Source organism: Priestia sp. MDV22-iso46, from assembly GCF_058629175.1.
In genome coordinates, this window is record NZ_JBZVWT010000010.1 from 60,033 (window position 1) to 76,508 (window position 16,476).

The 16,476-nt window shown below is 33.1% G+C and carries 16 protein-coding genes; 8 read left to right on the forward strand and 8 right to left on the reverse strand.

Annotated elements, in window-relative coordinates; genetic code table 11:
- Positions 1-208: 208 nt before the first annotated feature.
- Both AC4NPH_RS26820 and AC4NPH_RS26825 read right to left on the reverse strand, forming a co-directional pair.
- Complete coding sequence (locus AC4NPH_RS26820) at positions 209-400, reverse strand: hypothetical protein (protein WP_240530908.1); 192 nt, start codon at positions 398-400, stop codon at positions 209-211.
- Between the two features lie 105 nt (positions 401-505).
- The gene (locus tag AC4NPH_RS26825) at positions 506-790 is read right to left on the reverse strand and encodes an AbrB/MazE/SpoVT family DNA-binding domain-containing protein (RefSeq protein WP_035439552.1); all 285 of its coding nucleotides are present in this window, start codon (positions 788-790) and stop codon (positions 506-508) included.
- A 643-nt stretch (positions 791-1,433) separates the two neighbouring features.
- Between AC4NPH_RS26825 and aimA the strand changes: the two genes are divergently transcribed.
- The 4 genes from aimA to AC4NPH_RS26845 all read left to right on the forward strand — a co-directional run bounded on the left by aimA (position 1,434) and on the right by AC4NPH_RS26845 (position 5,393).
- Positions 1,434-3,068: a glutamate/serine transporter AimA gene (aimA, locus tag AC4NPH_RS26830; RefSeq protein WP_029325300.1), complete on the forward strand. Its 1,635-nt coding sequence runs from the start codon at positions 1,434-1,436 to the stop codon at positions 3,066-3,068.
- A gap of 49 nt (positions 3,069-3,117) precedes the next feature.
- Positions 3,118-3,345 (forward strand): hypothetical protein, encoded by a 228-nt coding sequence (locus AC4NPH_RS26835; RefSeq protein ID WP_097813550.1) that lies wholly within the window; start codon positions 3,118-3,120, stop codon positions 3,343-3,345.
- 284 nt (positions 3,346-3,629) lie between these two features.
- Complete coding sequence (gene brnQ / locus AC4NPH_RS26840) at positions 3,630-4,976, forward strand: branched-chain amino acid transport system II carrier protein (RefSeq protein WP_491939279.1); 1,347 nt, start codon at positions 3,630-3,632, stop codon at positions 4,974-4,976.
- A gap of 144 nt (positions 4,977-5,120) precedes the next feature.
- Entirely contained in the window at positions 5,121-5,393 is a 273-nt protein-coding gene (locus AC4NPH_RS26845; RefSeq protein WP_029325297.1) for an HU family DNA-binding protein, read from the forward strand.
- A 95-nt stretch (positions 5,394-5,488) separates the two neighbouring features.
- Here AC4NPH_RS26845 and AC4NPH_RS26850 read toward each other — a convergent pair whose 3' ends face one another.
- The 3 genes from AC4NPH_RS26850 to AC4NPH_RS26860 form a co-directional block, all read right to left on the reverse strand.
- Positions 5,489-6,700 carry a Ger(x)C family spore germination protein gene (locus AC4NPH_RS26850; protein ID WP_098197767.1) on the reverse strand — a complete coding sequence of 404 codons (1,212 nt, stop codon included), beginning with the start codon at positions 6,698-6,700 and terminating at the stop codon, positions 5,489-5,491.
- Entirely contained in the window at positions 6,684-7,784 is a 1,101-nt protein-coding gene (locus tag AC4NPH_RS26855; RefSeq protein ID WP_491939281.1) for a spore germination protein, read from the reverse strand. Before AC4NPH_RS26855 ends, AC4NPH_RS26850 begins: the two co-directional genes overlap by 17 nt.
- 672 nt (positions 7,785-8,456) lie before the next feature.
- Complete coding sequence (locus AC4NPH_RS26860) at positions 8,457-8,654, reverse strand: IDEAL domain-containing protein (RefSeq protein ID WP_029325294.1); 198 nt, start codon at positions 8,652-8,654, stop codon at positions 8,457-8,459.
- A 1,168-nt stretch (positions 8,655-9,822) separates the two neighbouring features.
- On the opposite strand from AC4NPH_RS26860, the gene AC4NPH_RS26865 reads away from it, so the two are divergent.
- On the forward strand, positions 9,823-10,020 hold the full coding sequence (locus AC4NPH_RS26865) for an IDEAL domain-containing protein (RefSeq protein WP_098315236.1): 198 nt from the start codon (positions 9,823-9,825) through the stop codon (positions 10,018-10,020).
- 178 nt (positions 10,021-10,198) lie between these two features.
- Here AC4NPH_RS26865 and hxlB read toward each other — a convergent pair whose 3' ends face one another.
- The 3 genes from hxlB to hxlR all read right to left on the reverse strand — a co-directional run bounded on the left by hxlB (position 10,199) and on the right by hxlR (position 12,243).
- Positions 10,199-10,756 (reverse strand): 6-phospho-3-hexuloisomerase, encoded by a 558-nt coding sequence (gene hxlB, locus AC4NPH_RS26870; protein ID WP_098315239.1) that lies wholly within the window; start codon positions 10,754-10,756, stop codon positions 10,199-10,201.
- 16 nt (positions 10,757-10,772) lie between these two features.
- Positions 10,773-11,414, reverse strand: a complete 642-nt coding sequence (gene hxlA / locus AC4NPH_RS26875) for a 3-hexulose-6-phosphate synthase (RefSeq protein ID WP_491939282.1) — start codon at positions 11,412-11,414, stop codon at positions 10,773-10,775.
- Positions 11,415-11,880: 466 nt separating this feature from the next.
- Positions 11,881-12,243 carry a transcriptional activator HxlR gene (hxlR, locus tag AC4NPH_RS26880; RefSeq protein WP_098315234.1) on the reverse strand — a complete coding sequence of 121 codons (363 nt, stop codon included), beginning with the start codon at positions 12,241-12,243 and terminating at the stop codon, positions 11,881-11,883.
- A gap of 245 nt (positions 12,244-12,488) precedes the next feature.
- Here hxlR and zwf point away from each other — a divergent pair, with 245 nt between their 5' ends.
- The 3 genes from zwf to AC4NPH_RS26895 all read left to right on the forward strand — a co-directional run bounded on the left by zwf (position 12,489) and on the right by AC4NPH_RS26895 (position 16,441).
- Positions 12,489-13,934, forward strand: coding sequence for a glucose-6-phosphate dehydrogenase (gene zwf, locus AC4NPH_RS26885; RefSeq protein ID WP_491939293.1), 1,446 nt, complete (start codon positions 12,489-12,491; stop codon positions 13,932-13,934).
- A 135-nt stretch (positions 13,935-14,069) separates the two neighbouring features.
- Entirely contained in the window at positions 14,070-14,978 is a 909-nt protein-coding gene (gene gnd / locus AC4NPH_RS26890; protein ID WP_098315232.1) for a phosphogluconate dehydrogenase (NAD(+)-dependent, decarboxylating), read from the forward strand.
- Positions 14,979-15,103: 125 nt separating this feature from the next.
- Entirely contained in the window at positions 15,104-16,441 is a 1,338-nt protein-coding gene (locus tag AC4NPH_RS26895) for a glucose-6-phosphate isomerase (RefSeq protein WP_098315231.1), read from the forward strand.
- The last annotated feature ends 35 nt before the right edge of the window (positions 16,442-16,476 follow it).

The following is a 16,476-nucleotide window of genomic DNA, read 5'->3' on the forward strand; positions in this document are numbered from 1 at the left end:
AACTAATCCTATAATAGTAAGGAAAAGTTTGACCTACAAGGTATATCCATCATTCTTGTCGTTTTTAAAACAACTAATAATAAAATCCCTTTAATGACCATGAAATAGTGAAAGTGAATACTGATAAACGTAAATAATTAATACTCCTAAACCTATAAGCATCCATACATGTAGAAGTCTAAAATGAGTTACAGCCTGGCCTATTACTTTATGAAAGATAACCAAGGACAATGTACCGATCGGTCCCCCCAGTCGATAAAGCTTGTAATTTAAGTGAGGAGGCTTGTACGCTTTCTCCAATTAATAAACTCCCACCTAAGGATAAAGATAAGAAGGCTACAATTAGTAAAAAGGATAATTGAGGTACTTTTGCTACAGAAAGAACAGTCATGATTGCCATGCACTCTGGAACCTGGTGTAAAATGGTGGCTACGAACACAGAAATTAATTGGTGTATATCGGTTATACCAAATGTAATATCAGTAATGACATTATGAAAGAATGGTCACTCAATCGTTTTTTCTATATCAATTAATTGTTGTAATAAAATCTTTTCTCCTTCTGAGCTTAGCACGATATTACCTATATATACTTTATTTTTATCACTTACCTTACCAGTGATAGCACAGGGTTTACTTTCACCACATTTTTCGATAATTATTGCTTCATTTTCTATAGACATCTCCACATAACTCTCACTGCCTTTTATCCCTAAGGTTCGTCGTAGTTCACTAGGGAATGTGACACGTCCAAATTTACCCAGACCTTTAATCAGCCCTATTTTTTTCATTTTCTCACTCCTAATTTAAATTATCTTTTTCTTGTTTATTTTCTTTTAATAAAAGTAATATATGAATTTAAACTAATAACAAAGATTTATTAAGCCTCATTTTATGATACAAACTACAGAATTAAACAAAAATCTACATAAAATCAGCCAATAATATCCATTAAATTATTTATATGTAAAAAAGTATTTAAATCCATATATGATAACATTAAATGTTTCTATATATAAATAATGGAGGATACGCACTTCTTACTTATCGAATCATTCACAAAAAAATAATTTAGAAAATTTATAATTTTTGTCGTTTTCTGTATGATTATATAGTTCCTATTATAAATTAAAGATACGATTTCGCTGGGGAAAAATGAAAGCGTTTAATAATAGTTTATCTTTTCTTAATTCTACTTCAATGGATTGAAGATATTTATAAACTAACTACAGAAAAAAATTGCTCTCATTGTATCCTTATTAATGACTTAAAGGAGTGTCACTATCTCTTCAAGTTACGCTGATGTATCAACTCCTTTTGAAGCTAAGCAGACTACGATATCTACTATAATCCTTCCCTTACAAAGAAAGGGACTTCGGAGGATGTAATAGTCTTGCTATAATTACTACAACTTATATGAGAGAGGTTAAAAAAATGAATCATTTACAGCGTAGGATGGGAACTTTTTCTTTAACAATGGTTGGACTAGGTTCAATCATTGGTTCAGGTTGGCTATTCGGGGCATGGAGAGCAGCTCAAATTGCTGGACCTGCTGCTATTATTTCCTGGATTATCGGTATGATTGTTATTTTATTTATTGGACTTTCTTACAGCGAGCTTGGATCTATGTTTCCGGAAGCAGGAGGTATGGTTAAATATACACAATACTCTCACGGATCGTTTCTTGGATTTATTGCTGCTTGGGCAAACTGGATTGCTATTGTATCTGTTATCCCAGTTGAAGCTGTTGCCTCTGTACAATACATGAGTTCTTGGCCCTGGGAATGGGCAAAGTGGACAAGTAGTTTAGTGAAAAATGGCACGCTTACTTTACCTGGATTAGGCATTGCTTCTGTTTTATTACTTATTTATTTCTTACTAAATTATTGGACAGTAAGTCTCTTTTCCAAAGCAAATTCACTCATCACAATCTTTAAGATAGTGATTCCTGGCTTAACAATTGGATCACTTTTATTTGCCGGTTTTCATAGTGGAAATTTTACGTCTGGAGAAGGCATCGCGCCAAATGGTTGGGCAAGCGTACTAACGGCGGTAGCAACGTCCGGTATTGTATTTGCATTTAATGGTTTTCAAAGCCCTATTAATATGGCTGGAGAAGCAAAGAATCCTGGGCGTTCTATTCCATTAGCTGTAGTAGGATCGATTCTAATTGCTACCGTTATTTATATCTTATTACAGGTTGCGTTTATTGGAGCAGTTGACCCTTCTATGGTTGTTCATGGATGGAGTCACCTTAATTTCAACTCTCCATTTGCTGATTTGGCTATTGCTTTAAGTATTAACTGGCTTGTTATTGTATTGTACGCTGATGCATTTGTTTCTCCTTCTGGAACAGGAATAACCTATACTGCTACCACATCTCGTATGATATACGGTATGGAAAAGAATAAATATTTACCTGGTGTTTTAGGGAAATTGCACCCTATTTATGGTGTGCCACGTCAAGCAATGTTTTTCAATTTAGCCGTATCATTCATTTTCTTATTTCTATTCAGAGGTTGGGGTGTATTAGCTGAAATTATTTCAGTTGCGACATTAATCTCTTATATTACCGGGCCTGTTACAGCCATGACGTTAAGAAGAACGGGGAAAGAGTTGTACAGACCATTACATCTAAAGGGATTAAGTATTATTGCGCCATTAGGTTTTATATTTGCGTCATTAACTCTGTACTGGGCGAGGTGGCCACTTACAGGACAGGTGTTATTCATTATTATGATGGGTCTTCCTATTTACTTTTATTATCAAGCAAAGTTGAAATGGAAGGGGTTCCAGAAGAACTTCCTAGCTGGACTTTGGATGGTTACTTACTTATTATGTATGATGGTTATTTCATATTTAGGAAGTGAAAAGTTTGGTGGAATAAATGTTATTCGATACGGTTGGGACATGCTTATCATTACATGTTTGTCTCTTGTTTTTTATGTTTGGGCTGTAAAGAGTGGATTTAAAACAGAATACCTCAAGGAAGCCACCAAAGTAAATGAAGAAATGAGATTAAGGGAGAGAACAATAAAATCTCAATTAGATAAAGAAAAAGCTGTATAAAAATTGGTTTCTAATACAAGTATTTTATAAGTATATGGAGATAGATGTTATGTTGAAAAATAAGGTAGGAAAGTTAAAAACCTTTACGGTAGACTATTCTATATTAAAAAATAATAAAATAATTAATAATTCCATAGTCATGCAATCCATTAATGATCCAGATGAAATTGTAAGGTTAGCTAAATTGGATATATCTACAAAAGAAAGAGTGTTCATTCAAAATGTAAAGATTTTAAGATTTAAGTCCATCCCATCTCATGAACATAATTTAGAATAGAAGAAACTCTTCCAAAAGGGAATTTGCTTACAACAGCAAAAGCTTCTTTTGACGATGTTATTTAGATATTTTACTTGTCTTATTAGATGCCTAGGGCATCTTTTTTCTCTTTTCTCATATGTTCGAGGGCTATAGGAAGAGTCGAATTCCTATCTATCGTAATGCCACGAGAAGTCAAAACATGAAAAGGCCGAAAAGTTTTCTAAAAAACACTGTACATTCTTTCGGTCTCTTGTTTCATTTATATAACAATAGTGAAAGTTGTTATTTTATGGAGGTTTTATATGTCGGATAAAGTGCCATTTTCATTTATAGTAGTTATTGGTTTAATGTTATTTGCTCTATTCTTCGGGGCAGGGAATTTAATTTTCCCACCAATGCTTGGTCAATTAGCAGGAATAAATATTTGGTCAGCTAATGCCGGATTTTTAGTAACCGGAGTTGGTTTACCGTTACTTGGTGTGTTAGCATTTGGTTTTTCGGGGAAAGATGATGTACAGTCACTAGCGAGTCGCGTACACCCTGTGTTTGCTCTTGTGTTTACAACCGTACTTTATTTAGCGATTGGTCCTTTATTTTCCATACCAAGAGCAGGAACCGTTTCTTTTGAGATAGGCGTCAAACCTTTTTTGGCGGAAGATCTAGACCACATACCTTTATTTATTTTCACCATCATCTTTTTTAGCATCACATGCTTTTTCTCACTAAATCCTGTTAAAACTATCAATATTATCGGAAAATTCCTAACACCTATTAAGTTAACATTTATTGGAATGCTTGTAGTGATGGCTTTTATTCATCCGATTGGGGATTTCCAGGCACCTACGAAGAACTATAAAATTCACTCATTTTTCAAGGGATTTCAGGAAGGTTATTTAACAATGGATGCTCTTGCAGCTTTTGTTTTTGGAATTATTATTATTAATGCTATTAAAGAAAAAGGCGCAAAAACAAAAAAACACATTATGACTATTTGTGCAAAAGCAACAGGAATTGCTGCGATTATCCTAATAACCATTTATACGGCTCTTTCTTACATGGGTGCTTCAAGTGTAGAAAAACTTGGACACTTAGATAACGGAGGTACTGTTTTGGTAAAAGTCTCGAATTATTATTTTGGAGCTTACGGTGGAATATTATTAGGATTAATGATTACTGTAGCTTGTTTAACAACTAGTGTAGGACTTGTTGCTTCTTGTTCTTCATTCTTTCATAAACTATTTCCAAAGGTACCTTATAAAATACTTGCTATTAGTCTATGTGGTTTTAGTGCAATCGTTGCTAACATCGGGTTAACGCAGTTAATTGCTATTTCTATACCTCTATTGACAGCTATTTATCCATTAGCTATTGTATTGATATTCTTAACTTTTTTTCATCCTTTATTTAAAGGAAAAACTGAAGTTTATCAAGGGAGCTTACTTTTGACATTTATTATTAGTCTATTTGATGGATTAAATACGGGTGGTATTCACATTTCATCTATTAATAGTTTCTTTATTAGAGTTCTCCCTATGTACAAATTAGGACTAGGGTGGATTGTTCCAGCTATTATTGGGGGATTAATAGGTTTTAGCATAGTACAAGTAAAAATCCTTCTTAATTACAGGTCATCTAGACTGAATAAATAATAAATATTCTGATGTAAAGGTTATATCCATTTGAAAATAGGAGAAAATCATCAAATGAGTGCTTATGTTTGAACATTTTATAAAGACTGTGATATGTTCTACATATACATACTATATATGCAGTAAGAAATGAGGTATTTACATATGAAAAAAGCTGAATTAATCGATGCAGTTGCAACAAAATCAGAACTAACGAAACAAGATACTAAAAAAGCTGTAGATGCATTGTTTGAAAAGATTTCTAATACACTTGCTAATGAAGAAAAAATTCAATTGATTGGATTCGGCACATTTGAAGTACGTGAACGTGCAGCTCGTACCGGGCGTAATCCCCAAACTGGTGAAGAAATGACGATTCCAGCTTCAAAAGTTCCTGCGTTCAAACCCGGAAAAGAATTAAAAGAAGCTCTTAAATGAGTATAGGATGAATACTTTTCAGAAAGCTTCAAGGTTATTCCTTGGAGCTTTCTTTCATTTTTGACATCAAAATAAGCAAAGTTAAACTTGAAAGCTTACTTCGTTGATCCTGACGCTCCATAATCTTTAATCATTAATTTCACATCGTAGTTAATCGGAACTCCACTAAATGTTTGATCCCAATTCTCTTTAACCCTCATCCATACTCTAGGATGCTTAATTCTCAATCGATTTCCGAAACCCGCAACATCGACTTGATATTCTTTTTGCATTTTTTCTAGTACGTTTCTTACCAGATGCTTTACTTTTTTTTCTGAAGTTTTTTGTGCGTTCTGCAAAAATTGATTGTTAAAAGTGCCCCCTGAGGTCATCCAACTTTCAGATAGCCTTCCCACTGATTCAATGTGTACATCAAAAGAGATATTATTTCCTTTCACATGGGGTTGAATGTGACTTTTCATAGACTCTATTTCATATACGACCAGCTGACCCGTATTTTTATCAAAGTCTTTTACTAGGCCACCTTTTCCTTTACCTATGATCCAAGTCAGACCATCCAGTTCTTCCTCATTCAAAAAACCAATCATTTTGTTTGTTTTTCCTTTAATTATACCTGCACCCGCAAATTTGATTTCTCCATTTGCTGATACTACATTTTGCAACAGAAAACTAGACCCTGATTGGATCTGGCTCTCTAGTTTAATAAGCGACATAGGAGGTAAAATTCTCGTTGTTCGATAGGCATTTTCCACCATTGCAGACAAACGAAATGCTGGGATCACTCCTGCTGTTTTTGATTCGAGTGTGTCGCTTGCTCTCCCTTTACTAATAAACATCAGACAACTTGGTCTAAAATCATTGTCACGAAGACTTTGATCCACTAATTGTTCCAAACTATACGATCGTGCAAGGGCCTCACCGATAACCATCACTTTCATATGGGGACTAGTTAAAGGAGTATCACTTCTTAAAGATAATTCACGAAGCATTTGAAAAGCAGAATCTCCTGTTTCAGACACATTCACATAAGATTTCTGTTGAGGACCTCCTTGTTTAGTGGTTGAACTTGCCACTTGTGGGGTGATAAGTTGATAGGTTGACGTAATTAGGTTCTTTCTCGCATATCCCCCTCCTTGTTCATCAAATTCTTTTTCAATCATGGACTCCTTCCCCTTATCAAGCGCCACACCTACCCCTAAACTTCTTTCATCAATTTCATGACTACTCCAGCAGCCCGCCAGAGGAACGAGCAAAAAAACAGAAAGTAAAACCAATAAGAACTGTACGTGATTAGAGGTTTGTTTCATACTTTCTCCCCTTTACTTTTGAAATGATGAGAAGAAGCAACGGCACAAAGCCAAATAAAACCAAGGCAGCGTTGCCAACCATATCCCCTACTTTAAATACATCATTGATGTTTTTGGGGATCATGGAAATAAGATAAATAACGGGAAGCACGCCATACATAAATGGATGAATGTTCTTTTGGAAAAGTTGAGATAGTCCTAATGAAGCAGCGTAATGGTTAACAGTAAAAGAAGTAAACATTTGCATAATCCATACCACCAGCAGCAAGGAATCAAAGCGTTCAAATATTAACCCAGTTAATTCATAACTTCTTATTAAATCAAGCGTAGGCCACGTTCTCGTAACCACTCCATCCACTGAGAACGCTCCGATCACCATTACAACAGTAATCACATAAATAAATAAAGGAATAGTAATTCCAACTAGTACAGCTTTTCCTGCTTTGTGTGGTTCTTTCATAAAAGCTAAAATGATTAACATGATTTCAGGACCCGTGAATGCAAGAGCAGTTGTTTTTATGCCTTTTAGCACCGGTGTGACACCTGAACCTAGTACTGGGCGCAGATTGTCTACTTCAAATATTTTGATACTCATAAAGGCAACAAGTAAAAAAAGAATAACCGTAATAGGTAATATAATCTCAAATAGACGAGCAATTGGATTTATCCCTCCTCTGATTAGGTAGAGACTTGCCCACATAAAGGGCATAATAATAGCCCATTTAGGGGTTCCTTCCAGCAATAGATATCCTGTTACTTCTGCCAATGAACGAGCATGAAACCCACCAAGTACTAAAAAATAACCTATTATGAAGAAACTAAATAACTTGCCCATCCATTTCCCTACAATTTCTTGGCTGTATTGATAAAAGGTTTTTTCAGGGAAGTGTTGACTTAATTTCACCATAATTACTCCTGCTATCATGGCAAATATTCCGCCTAAAATAACACTTAACCAAACATCTGGTGTTTTTACTTGTTCCGCAACTGTTCGGGGCAAGGTAAGAATTCCTGTTCCAAGTATAAAATTGATAACAACCACAGTTGCTTGAGGTGTCGTAATACGATCGTTTGAATTGATCATTTACCCACAGTTCACTTCCTTTCATCATAAGCTACCCTTTTCGTAAGGCTGTTTCAATTGGGATTCTGCTGAAGAATCAGTCATCAATGATGACAAAATATGTTTATCAATAAGATCTTTATCTGATAGTCCTTCAACTAAGACAATGATGCTCGAATGCCGGTACGTCCTATAATAAACTCCCTAAAATGAACGTCAGAGTTATGACCAATTTCTTTTCTAACTTCCTTTACATTTGAATTGAAATCACGTGTAAATGGATTAGCTAAATTTTTAGATACAGATCCTTGTTTGTTTTCATTTTCATCACTCTTCCTCTGAAGTACGAGTCCAATTAAACAATCTGGAGATTATATATGGGATGAAAAATGCCATTAACGCTTGCACAAAAACTTGCCACTCTGGAAGATAGGAAACCATTGATTTCCACATACTAATCACCCTATTTATCTTTATATTAAGGAGGGTCTAGACACAAACACCCTTAAAATATCGTTATTTACTCCATGGGAAATTCTTTTATTTACCAGGTAGTATTATTCTTCTCTTTATTTCTTATGCAAAGGGAAGTTAATCTGATTTGAATATAGGAGAAATTTATGAAAAGAAGCCTTTGCTCATGTTGAGCAAAGGCTTCTTTTGACGAGTTTCTTCTATATTATATTGTTTTTATTAAGATACAGATTTTAATTTCTCTGTTAAATGTAAAAAAGCTTCTTTATCTTTATTCTTTAAGGAATGATCGATTTCCTCGAGGATTTTACTTCTTTTGAAGTCATTCATCATTTCGTCCAAAAACAATTCAGCCAACATTTCATCACGTAAATTTGGATCAACTCTCTCCATTCCGTTAAGTACATTATTTTCCATAAAACGTCAACCCCTTTATCTTTTCTCTTTTGCAAACAGTATTCCCTTTTACCGTTTTTTTATGCAAGGTTGATAGATGAAGTGAGATATAGAGTAATATGCATGATTACGTTCCTATATTCCTTTTAGATATTTTTCATATTTCTTCAATTAGATAAAAAAGATATGACCACATAATTAATAACTAATTGATTAATGAGAAATAATGGTGATTAACAATTAATTTTATTTATTAGAGAAAGGATAAAAATTAGCTTTTAAAGATTAATGTTTTATTAATTACACTTATTTACGGAAAATAGAGACTTTCGCCTTTTATCATATACCAATCTATCTTCTACTTTCCTTTTAGAAAATCGATTTATCTCTTCTAACTTGCACATAAAATCCTAAAACACTTAATGTTTATATATTTTTATTAAAATATTTTCAACTTTAAATACATAATTGTTTTATTTTATATAAAGGAGTAAATGTATAAACTAACTTATAAAAATAATAGTTTTATTATTTACTCAAATTGACGACAAATACGCAGTTTTTCTTTTTACACGTATGAAACATAAAATTTCATGGAATATGATATAAAAAATGAAACCTGTAGCACTAATTTGTATAAATGCAATTTAATGTTACTAATAAGAGTAACGCTTAACGTATTTCATTAAAAAATAGTTTAATCATTACTTATTTTGTAGAAAAAGCCCATATTTGTCGTCAATTAAAGTAAATAGTAAAACTTTAATTTTTATAAAAGAGTTTATACATTTACATCTATATATAAAATTAATTTATTCTTTATCTTTAATAAAGATTACGTTAATAAAAACTCTTTTAAGCTAAATAATTATAAATTTTCTTTTAAGTTATTATGAATACGAAAATTTCTTTGGAGTTAAAGAGAAGATAGATTGATATATATTAAAAGTTGAAAATGTTTATTTGTTGTCGCTAAGTATAGATAATAAAACATTAATCTTCATGATTTAATTTTTATCTTTTTTCAGCTAATTGAAGACATATGAAAAATATCTAAAAAGAATATAGGAGCGTAATTACGCATATTACATATTATTCTATGTCTCACTTCATCTATCAACCTTGCATAAAAAAAGGGCAAAAGGGAATACTGTTTGCAAGAGAGAAAAGATAAAGGGGTTGATTTTTTATGGAAAATAATGTATCAAATGAAATAAACGGAGTTGAACAAAGTATATCAGATGAAATGTTGGCTGAATTGTTTTTGGATCAAGTTATAAAGGACTTTAAAAAAAGGAAAATCCTTAAGGAAATTAACCATTCCTTAAAAAATAAAGATAAAGAAGCTTTTTTACGTTTAACAGAGCAACTTAAATCTTTATCTTGATAAAAGTACTATATAATAGAAGAAACTCGTCAAAAAGAAGCCTTTGCTTATTAAAGCAAAGGCTTCTTAGTTTTATGTGATCATTAGTTCAACTTTTTAACTTATCAGTATATGAACAGAATTACTTCACAGGATAAGTATATCCAGAAACAATTCAAAATTACAACAGTATATCTTTTTACTCAAGATTAGCATGTCTACTAAACATTTTGTCTGAGCTCAATTCTTTTTTCTCCATAAACCTCAATATAATAGCATCAAAAAACAGCAAGAGAGTTTGCTCAAATAACGATGCCATAGGCTGGATAGTTTTGTATTGACTTTCTTCCTTATCTTTAGGTGAACCAGGTAATTTAACTGTAATATCAGATAATTTTCCGATTGTTGACTCAGGGGAAATTGTAACACTGGCTACTGTTGCACCTATATCCTTAGCTTTTTGGGCCATAGAAACTAAACTTTTTGTTTCTCCTGAACCAGAACCAATAATTAAAAGGTCATTCTCTTCTAAATTAGGTGTGACAGTTTCACCCACTACATAAGCATCTAAACCCATATGCATCATACGCATTGTAAAGGATTTAGCCATAAATCCTGAACGCCCTGCACCAGCCAGGAAGATTTTCTTTGAATTAATAATACTATCTACTAACTTTTCAGCTTCATAATCTGCTATAAGGCTAGTAGTTTGACTTAGCTCTTTTATAATTTCAGCTAAGTATTCAGTAGTTTGCATTGTTTTAATCATATCTTTATACAAGTGTTACTTGTTTAACTAATTTTTTCATTTCACCTGCAACACTATTTTTATCTTCCTCACCAGTAATACCGCCACCTACAATTACAAGATCAGGTTGCGATTGAACTACTTCTGGAAGTGTATTTAATTTGATACCACCTGCTACTGCTGTTTTTGCATTTTTAACAACACGTTTAATTGTTTGAAGTTGTTCAAAAGGCGTTTCTCCTTCTGCTTGAAGGTCATATCCTGTATGTACACAGATATAATCAACTCCAAGTGCATCTACCTCTTTAGCGCGCTGCTCAAGATTCTTTACATTAATCATATCTACAAGAATTTGTGTTCCTTGTTTTTGAGCTTCTTCCACTGCACCTTTTATAGTTGAATCATCAGTAGCTCCAAGAATTGTGATAATATCAGCACCAGCTTCAGAAGCTTTCATTACTTCATAGGCACCTGCATCCATAATTTTTAAGTCAGCTAAAACTTTCAAAGATGGAAATGCTTCTTTGATTTCTTTTACTGCCTTAAGTCCTTCATTAATGACAACTGGAGTGCCGATTTCTACGATATCTATATGTTCCTGAACCTCACTTACTACTTTCTTTGCTTCCGGAATGTTCACAAGATCTAATGCTAATTGAAGTTTCATGAATACTTCACTCCTTAATATAATTTTTTGAAGATAGACCTATTGTAAAATCTAATTCCTAAAAAAAAAAGTACGCACTTTTAACACATATAGTAAGTATCAAAACATTAAGTAATATAAATAACATATAGTGGGAAAAAGTATACTTAATGATTTTAAGTAAAAGAAACTCTACAATTAAGCAATTTGATGAATTTTATTAACTGGAGGATTGTCTTTGAATATTTATAGTTATAGTCCCATGTAAGGATTAAAATATTATAAATTAAAGTAATACTACTTTAAAAATTGACAAATCTTTTAGATTTAGTTTCATGTATAAAAATAGAAAAACACATGTAATAAATTTCAAACTTATTACATGTGTTTTTATAACTTAAATTAAAATATTTTTTATATTCTGTCTTTTTGGTATCTTACTATAAGATAAATTACTTTCAGCTTTCAAAGTGGCAAAAATAGATATCTACTTCTTAGAAATAGTCGATTCTCTTTTAATCTGAATAGTCTCCATATAAGCTTTTCCCCATTCATACATAGACTCCAGAATTGGCATTAAGCTTTTTCCATGTTCAGTCAATGAATATTCCACCTTTGGTGGAACAACTGGATAGACTTTACGATTTACAATAAGATCTTCTTCTAATTCTCTTAATTGACTTACTAACATTCTTTGGGTTATACCGGGCATTAGAGACTTTAGTTCACCAAATCGTTTTGTTCCCTCTTTTCCTAAATGCCATAAAATAAGCATTTTCCATTTTCCCCCGATAACTGTTAGTGTTAATTCCTTTTCACAATTAAATGTTTTTTTGAAAAGATGTCCCACTTCTTTTTCCTCCTATTTTGTCTAGTTATTAGTATACTTTTACACACTATATGAAAAAAAAGTGTGTACTTTTAACTCAAAATTTTACCTGTTATACTCAAATCCATAAAAGCGATAGTTTAAAGATACTAGATTAAGTAATTAAAAGTAAAGGAGGAGCACAAATGAACAACTTAGCTATATCAAGTAGCATTTCTTTAGAAGAAAAAGAATCTAATGTATTGAGTAAGCTAAAACTAGATTCTATGACATTTATCTTGTTTGGGGCAACAGGCGATTTAGCTAAAAGAAAAATTTTCCCTGCTTTATATAATTTATTCTTGGATGGGAAATTACCTAAATCCTATTCAATTATTGGTTTAGGAAGGAGATCTTGGTCTGATAGCACATTTCGAGCACATATAGAAGCGTCATTAAAAATATTTTCTCGACGCTTAGAGAGCGACAATACAAAATTAGAAAAATTCCTTCAGGCATTTCGCTATACTACATTGGATGTAACTAATGATGCGTCTTATGAAGAATTACTTAATATAATTGAACAAAGAGAAAAAGAATTAGATATTCCTGAAAATCGTTTATTTTACTTATCTGTTGCCCCTGAACATATTGACATGATTACATCGAATATAAACAAAAGTGGATTAGGCTCCTCAAAAGGATGGAAACGTCTTATAATCGAAAAACCATTTGGACATGATCTATTATCAGCTCAAGAGTTAAATGAAAAACTAATGAAAACCTTTGAGGAAGAAGAAATTTATCGCATTGATCATTACCTTGGAAAACCGATGGTGCAAAACTTAGAGACTATAACATTTGCTAACCCTATCCTTCAAGTGTTATGGAATAATAATTATATTTCCAATATTCAGATCACTGCTAGTGAAACTGTTGGTGTCGAGGAACGAGCGAGTTATTATGATCAATCAGGTGCAATTAGAGACATGTTTCAAAATCATATGTTACAGCTACTTATGATGACAGCTATGCATCTTCCAAAATCAAGTAATGCCAAACAAGTCCGTAAAGAGAAAATAAAAATCATGGAGCATCTTCGTCCGTTAAAGAAAGAAACAATAGATTTAAACATCGTGCGAGGGCAATATAGTTCAGGTGAAATATATAGAAAATCAGTTGTTGGATACAAAGAAGAGCCTGGAATAAAACCTTGCTCGCTAAATGATACTTTTGTTGCAGCTCGTCTATGGGTAGATGATTATTTTTGGAGCAATGTGCCTTTCTATATTCGTACAGGAAAAAGAATGAAAGAAAAAAGCACACGTATTGTAATAGAGTTTAAGGATCCGTTAAAGAGTTTATACGATATTGAAAATAAGGAACTAGATCCTAATCTTTTAGTAATTGAAATTGGGCCAAATGAAGGTATTTCATTGCAATTAAATAGCAGAAATTCATTAAATAATAAAATTGAGCCAGTTTTCACAAAAGTTTCTTCTAACCAGGAAGAGGTACCTGAAGCTTATGAGCTCCTCCTATTCGATGTTTTAAGAGGCGATGCTACTTTTTTTGCTAGCTGGAAAGAGGTCGAATTGTCGTGGAAATGGGTGCAACCAATTTTAGAGGCTTTTAAAGATAATGATCTGCCTCTTCATTTATATAGAGCAGGTTCCATGGGACCAGATGCTTCTGACCAGTTATTGATACATGATGGCTTCAAATGGTGGTAAATAAGAACTGAAGAATAATAATTTATAATTGCTTACTAGGTTATTTAACGCGAAAAACTTTCAAAATCTAATGATTAAACGTAAATTATCTAACAAGTACTTGTCTTATAAACTTATTTTAAGGAGATATTCAATATGAAAATCGGATTAGTCGGGCTAGGGAAAATGGGATTAAATTTAGCTCGAAACCTTATTGATCATAAACACGAGGTAGTCGCTTTCGATCTAAATAATAATGCTGTCAAAGAAATTGAACAATATGGCTGTAATGGTGTGTACGATTTAGTAGATCTTGTAAAATCACTAGAGCAGCCAAGAGTACTTTGGATTATGGTTCCCCATACAGTAGTTGATTCAGTAATTAATGACTTAACACCATTTTTAAACCATGGAGACATTATAATTGAGGCAGGAAATTCACATTACAAAGACTCCATACGGAGATACAATCATTTAAAGAAAGTTGGAATAAGTTTTATGGATGTTGGAACCTCTGGGGGAATCGAAGGTGCTCGTAATGGAGCCTGCTATATGGTTGGAGGAGACCCTGAAACTTGGGAAATTGTTAAACCAATTTTTCAAGATACTGCAGTAGAAAAAGGATATTTGTATGCTGGAGAAGCAGGAAGTGGTCATTTTCTAAAAATGATTCATAACGGGATTGAATACGGAATGATGGCTGCAATTGGAGAAGGATTTGAAATATTAGAAAAGAGTCAATTTAATTTTGACTATAAAAGCGTAGCTAGAGTTTGGAATAATGGTTCGGTTATTCGTTCCTGGCTTATGGATTTGACAGAACGTGCATTTTCAAAAGATGCAAATCTAGAGGAGGTTAAGGGAATTATGAATTCTTCTGGCGAAGGAAAGTGGACAGTTGAGACAGCTTTAGAGCTCCAATCTGCTGCCCCAGTTATAGCCATGTCTTTATTGATGCGTTATCGCTCATTAGAGAATGATACTTTTACAGGAAAAGTAGTAGCAGCCCTACGTAATGAATTCGGTGGCCACGCTATAGAAAAAAATAAGAAGGTTACAAATTGATAAATTGATAGGTTGAAAGTCTTTTATACTTACAAATATGGGATAACTTCTCCCTTAGAATGGGATTAGAAGAAGATATAAAAAAAGAATTGTAAGAAATATTTGTACAGAAAGGAAAAGGTACGATGACAATTTCTTTTAATTATTCAAATGCAAGACCATTTATGGAGGAAGATGAAGTAGATAATTTAAGTGAATTTGTAGAAGTAGCACATAATATGCTCCATGAAAAAAAGGGACCAGGTGCTGATTTTCTTGGTTGGGTGGATTTGCCCCAAGAATATAATAGAAGGGAATTCACAAGAATTAAAAAAGCTGCTGAGCGAATTCGTAATAATTCAGAGGCTTTAATTGTTATTGGCATCGGCGGCTCTTACTTAGGTGCAAGAGCTGCTATAGAAGCATTGTCACATACTTTCCATAACCAAATGTATAATTCCACGCAGATATACTTTGCGGGTCACAATATTAGTGCTACATATGTGACTCACCTGATGGAGTTATTAGAGGGGAAAGATATCTCCATTAATGTAATTTCTAAATCAGGTACCACAACAGAGCCTGCTGTTGCTTTCCGTATCTTCCGTAACCACATGGAAAAGAAGTATGGAAAAGAAGAGGCGAGAAAGCGTATTTATGCAACTACTGACCAAGCAAAAGGTGCATTAAAAAAACTTGCGGATGAGGAAGGATATGAAACTTTTGTTATTCCGGATAATGTAGGCGGAAGATATTCTGTTCTGACTGCAGTAGGCCTTTTACCTATTGCTACTGCTGGAATTAATATTGATCAAATGTTGGAGGGAGCAGCTACAGCAGCTCGTAAGTATAATAATCCTGATCTTTTAACGAATGAATGCTATCAATACGCAGCTGTTCGAAATGCACTTTACCGTAAAGGGAAGTCAATTGAATTGTTAGTGAACTACGAACCTTCTCTTCACTACGTATCTGAATGGTGGAAACAGTTATTTGGAGAGAGTGAAGGTAAAGATCAAAAAGGTCTTTTCCCTTCTTCTGTGGATTTTACAACAGACTTGCATTCTATGGGGCAATATGTGCAAGAAGGACGCCGTGATTTAATTGAAACAGTCATGCAAATTAAAAAACCTCAAATTGATCTTACTATTCAAGAAGATCCCTCTGATATTGATGGGTTAAACTTCTTGGCTGGAAAAACAATGGATGAAGTCAATAAGAAAGCTTTTCTGGGAACTGTATTAGCCCATGTAGATGGAGGAGTCCCTAATCTAATTATTGAATTAGATCAACTAAATGCATTTACATTTGGAGAAATGGTTTACTTCTTTGAGAAGGCTTGTGGAATTAGTGGTCTATTGTTAGGTGTAAACCCTTTTAATCAACCAGGAGTTGAAGCATACAAAAAGAATATGTTTGCATTACTTGATAAGCCTGGTTTTGAAAGAGAAAAGGATGTTCTTATGAAGAGATTAACTAGATAAAAATTTTTCTAATTGTTTTAGGGAGGTGTTTAAAA

Coding starts and splice junctions, on each gene's coding strand:
- AC4NPH_RS26825 (WP_035439552.1), bottom strand. CDS start 790: ATGAAAAAAATAGGGCTGATTAAAGGTCTGGGTAAATTTGGACGTGTC.
- AC4NPH_RS26850 (WP_098197767.1), bottom strand. CDS start 6,700: ATGAAACAAACCTCTAATCACGTACAGTTCTTATTGGTTTTACTTTCT.
- AC4NPH_RS26895 (WP_098315231.1), top strand. CDS start 15,104: ATGACAATTTCTTTTAATTATTCAAATGCAAGACCATTTATGGAGGAA.
- AC4NPH_RS26820 (WP_240530908.1), bottom strand. CDS start 400: ATGGCAATCATGACTGTTCTTTCTGTAGCAAAAGTACCTCAATTATCC.
- hxlB (WP_098315239.1), bottom strand. CDS start 10,756: ATGCAAACTACTGAATACTTAGCTGAAATTATAAAAGAGCTAAGTCAA.
- AC4NPH_RS26865 (WP_098315236.1), top strand. CDS start 9,823: ATGGAAAATAATGTATCAAATGAAATAAACGGAGTTGAACAAAGTATA.
- AC4NPH_RS26855 (WP_491939281.1), bottom strand. CDS start 7,784: ATGATCAATTCAAACGATCGTATTACGACACCTCAAGCAACTGTGGTT.
- hxlA (WP_491939282.1), bottom strand. CDS start 11,414: ATGAAACTTCAATTAGCATTAGATCTTGTGAACATTCCGGAAGCAAAG.
- aimA (WP_029325300.1), top strand. CDS start 1,434: ATGAATCATTTACAGCGTAGGATGGGAACTTTTTCTTTAACAATGGTT.
- brnQ (WP_491939279.1), top strand. CDS start 3,630: ATGTCGGATAAAGTGCCATTTTCATTTATAGTAGTTATTGGTTTAATG.
- zwf (WP_491939293.1), top strand. CDS start 12,489: ATGACATTTATCTTGTTTGGGGCAACAGGCGATTTAGCTAAAAGAAAA.
- gnd (WP_098315232.1), top strand. CDS start 14,070: ATGAAAATCGGATTAGTCGGGCTAGGGAAAATGGGATTAAATTTAGCT.
- AC4NPH_RS26835 (WP_097813550.1), top strand. CDS start 3,118: ATGTTGAAAAATAAGGTAGGAAAGTTAAAAACCTTTACGGTAGACTAT.
- AC4NPH_RS26860 (WP_029325294.1), bottom strand. CDS start 8,654: ATGGAAAATAATGTACTTAACGGAATGGAGAGAGTTGATCCAAATTTA.
- AC4NPH_RS26845 (WP_029325297.1), top strand. CDS start 5,121: ATGAAAAAAGCTGAATTAATCGATGCAGTTGCAACAAAATCAGAACTA.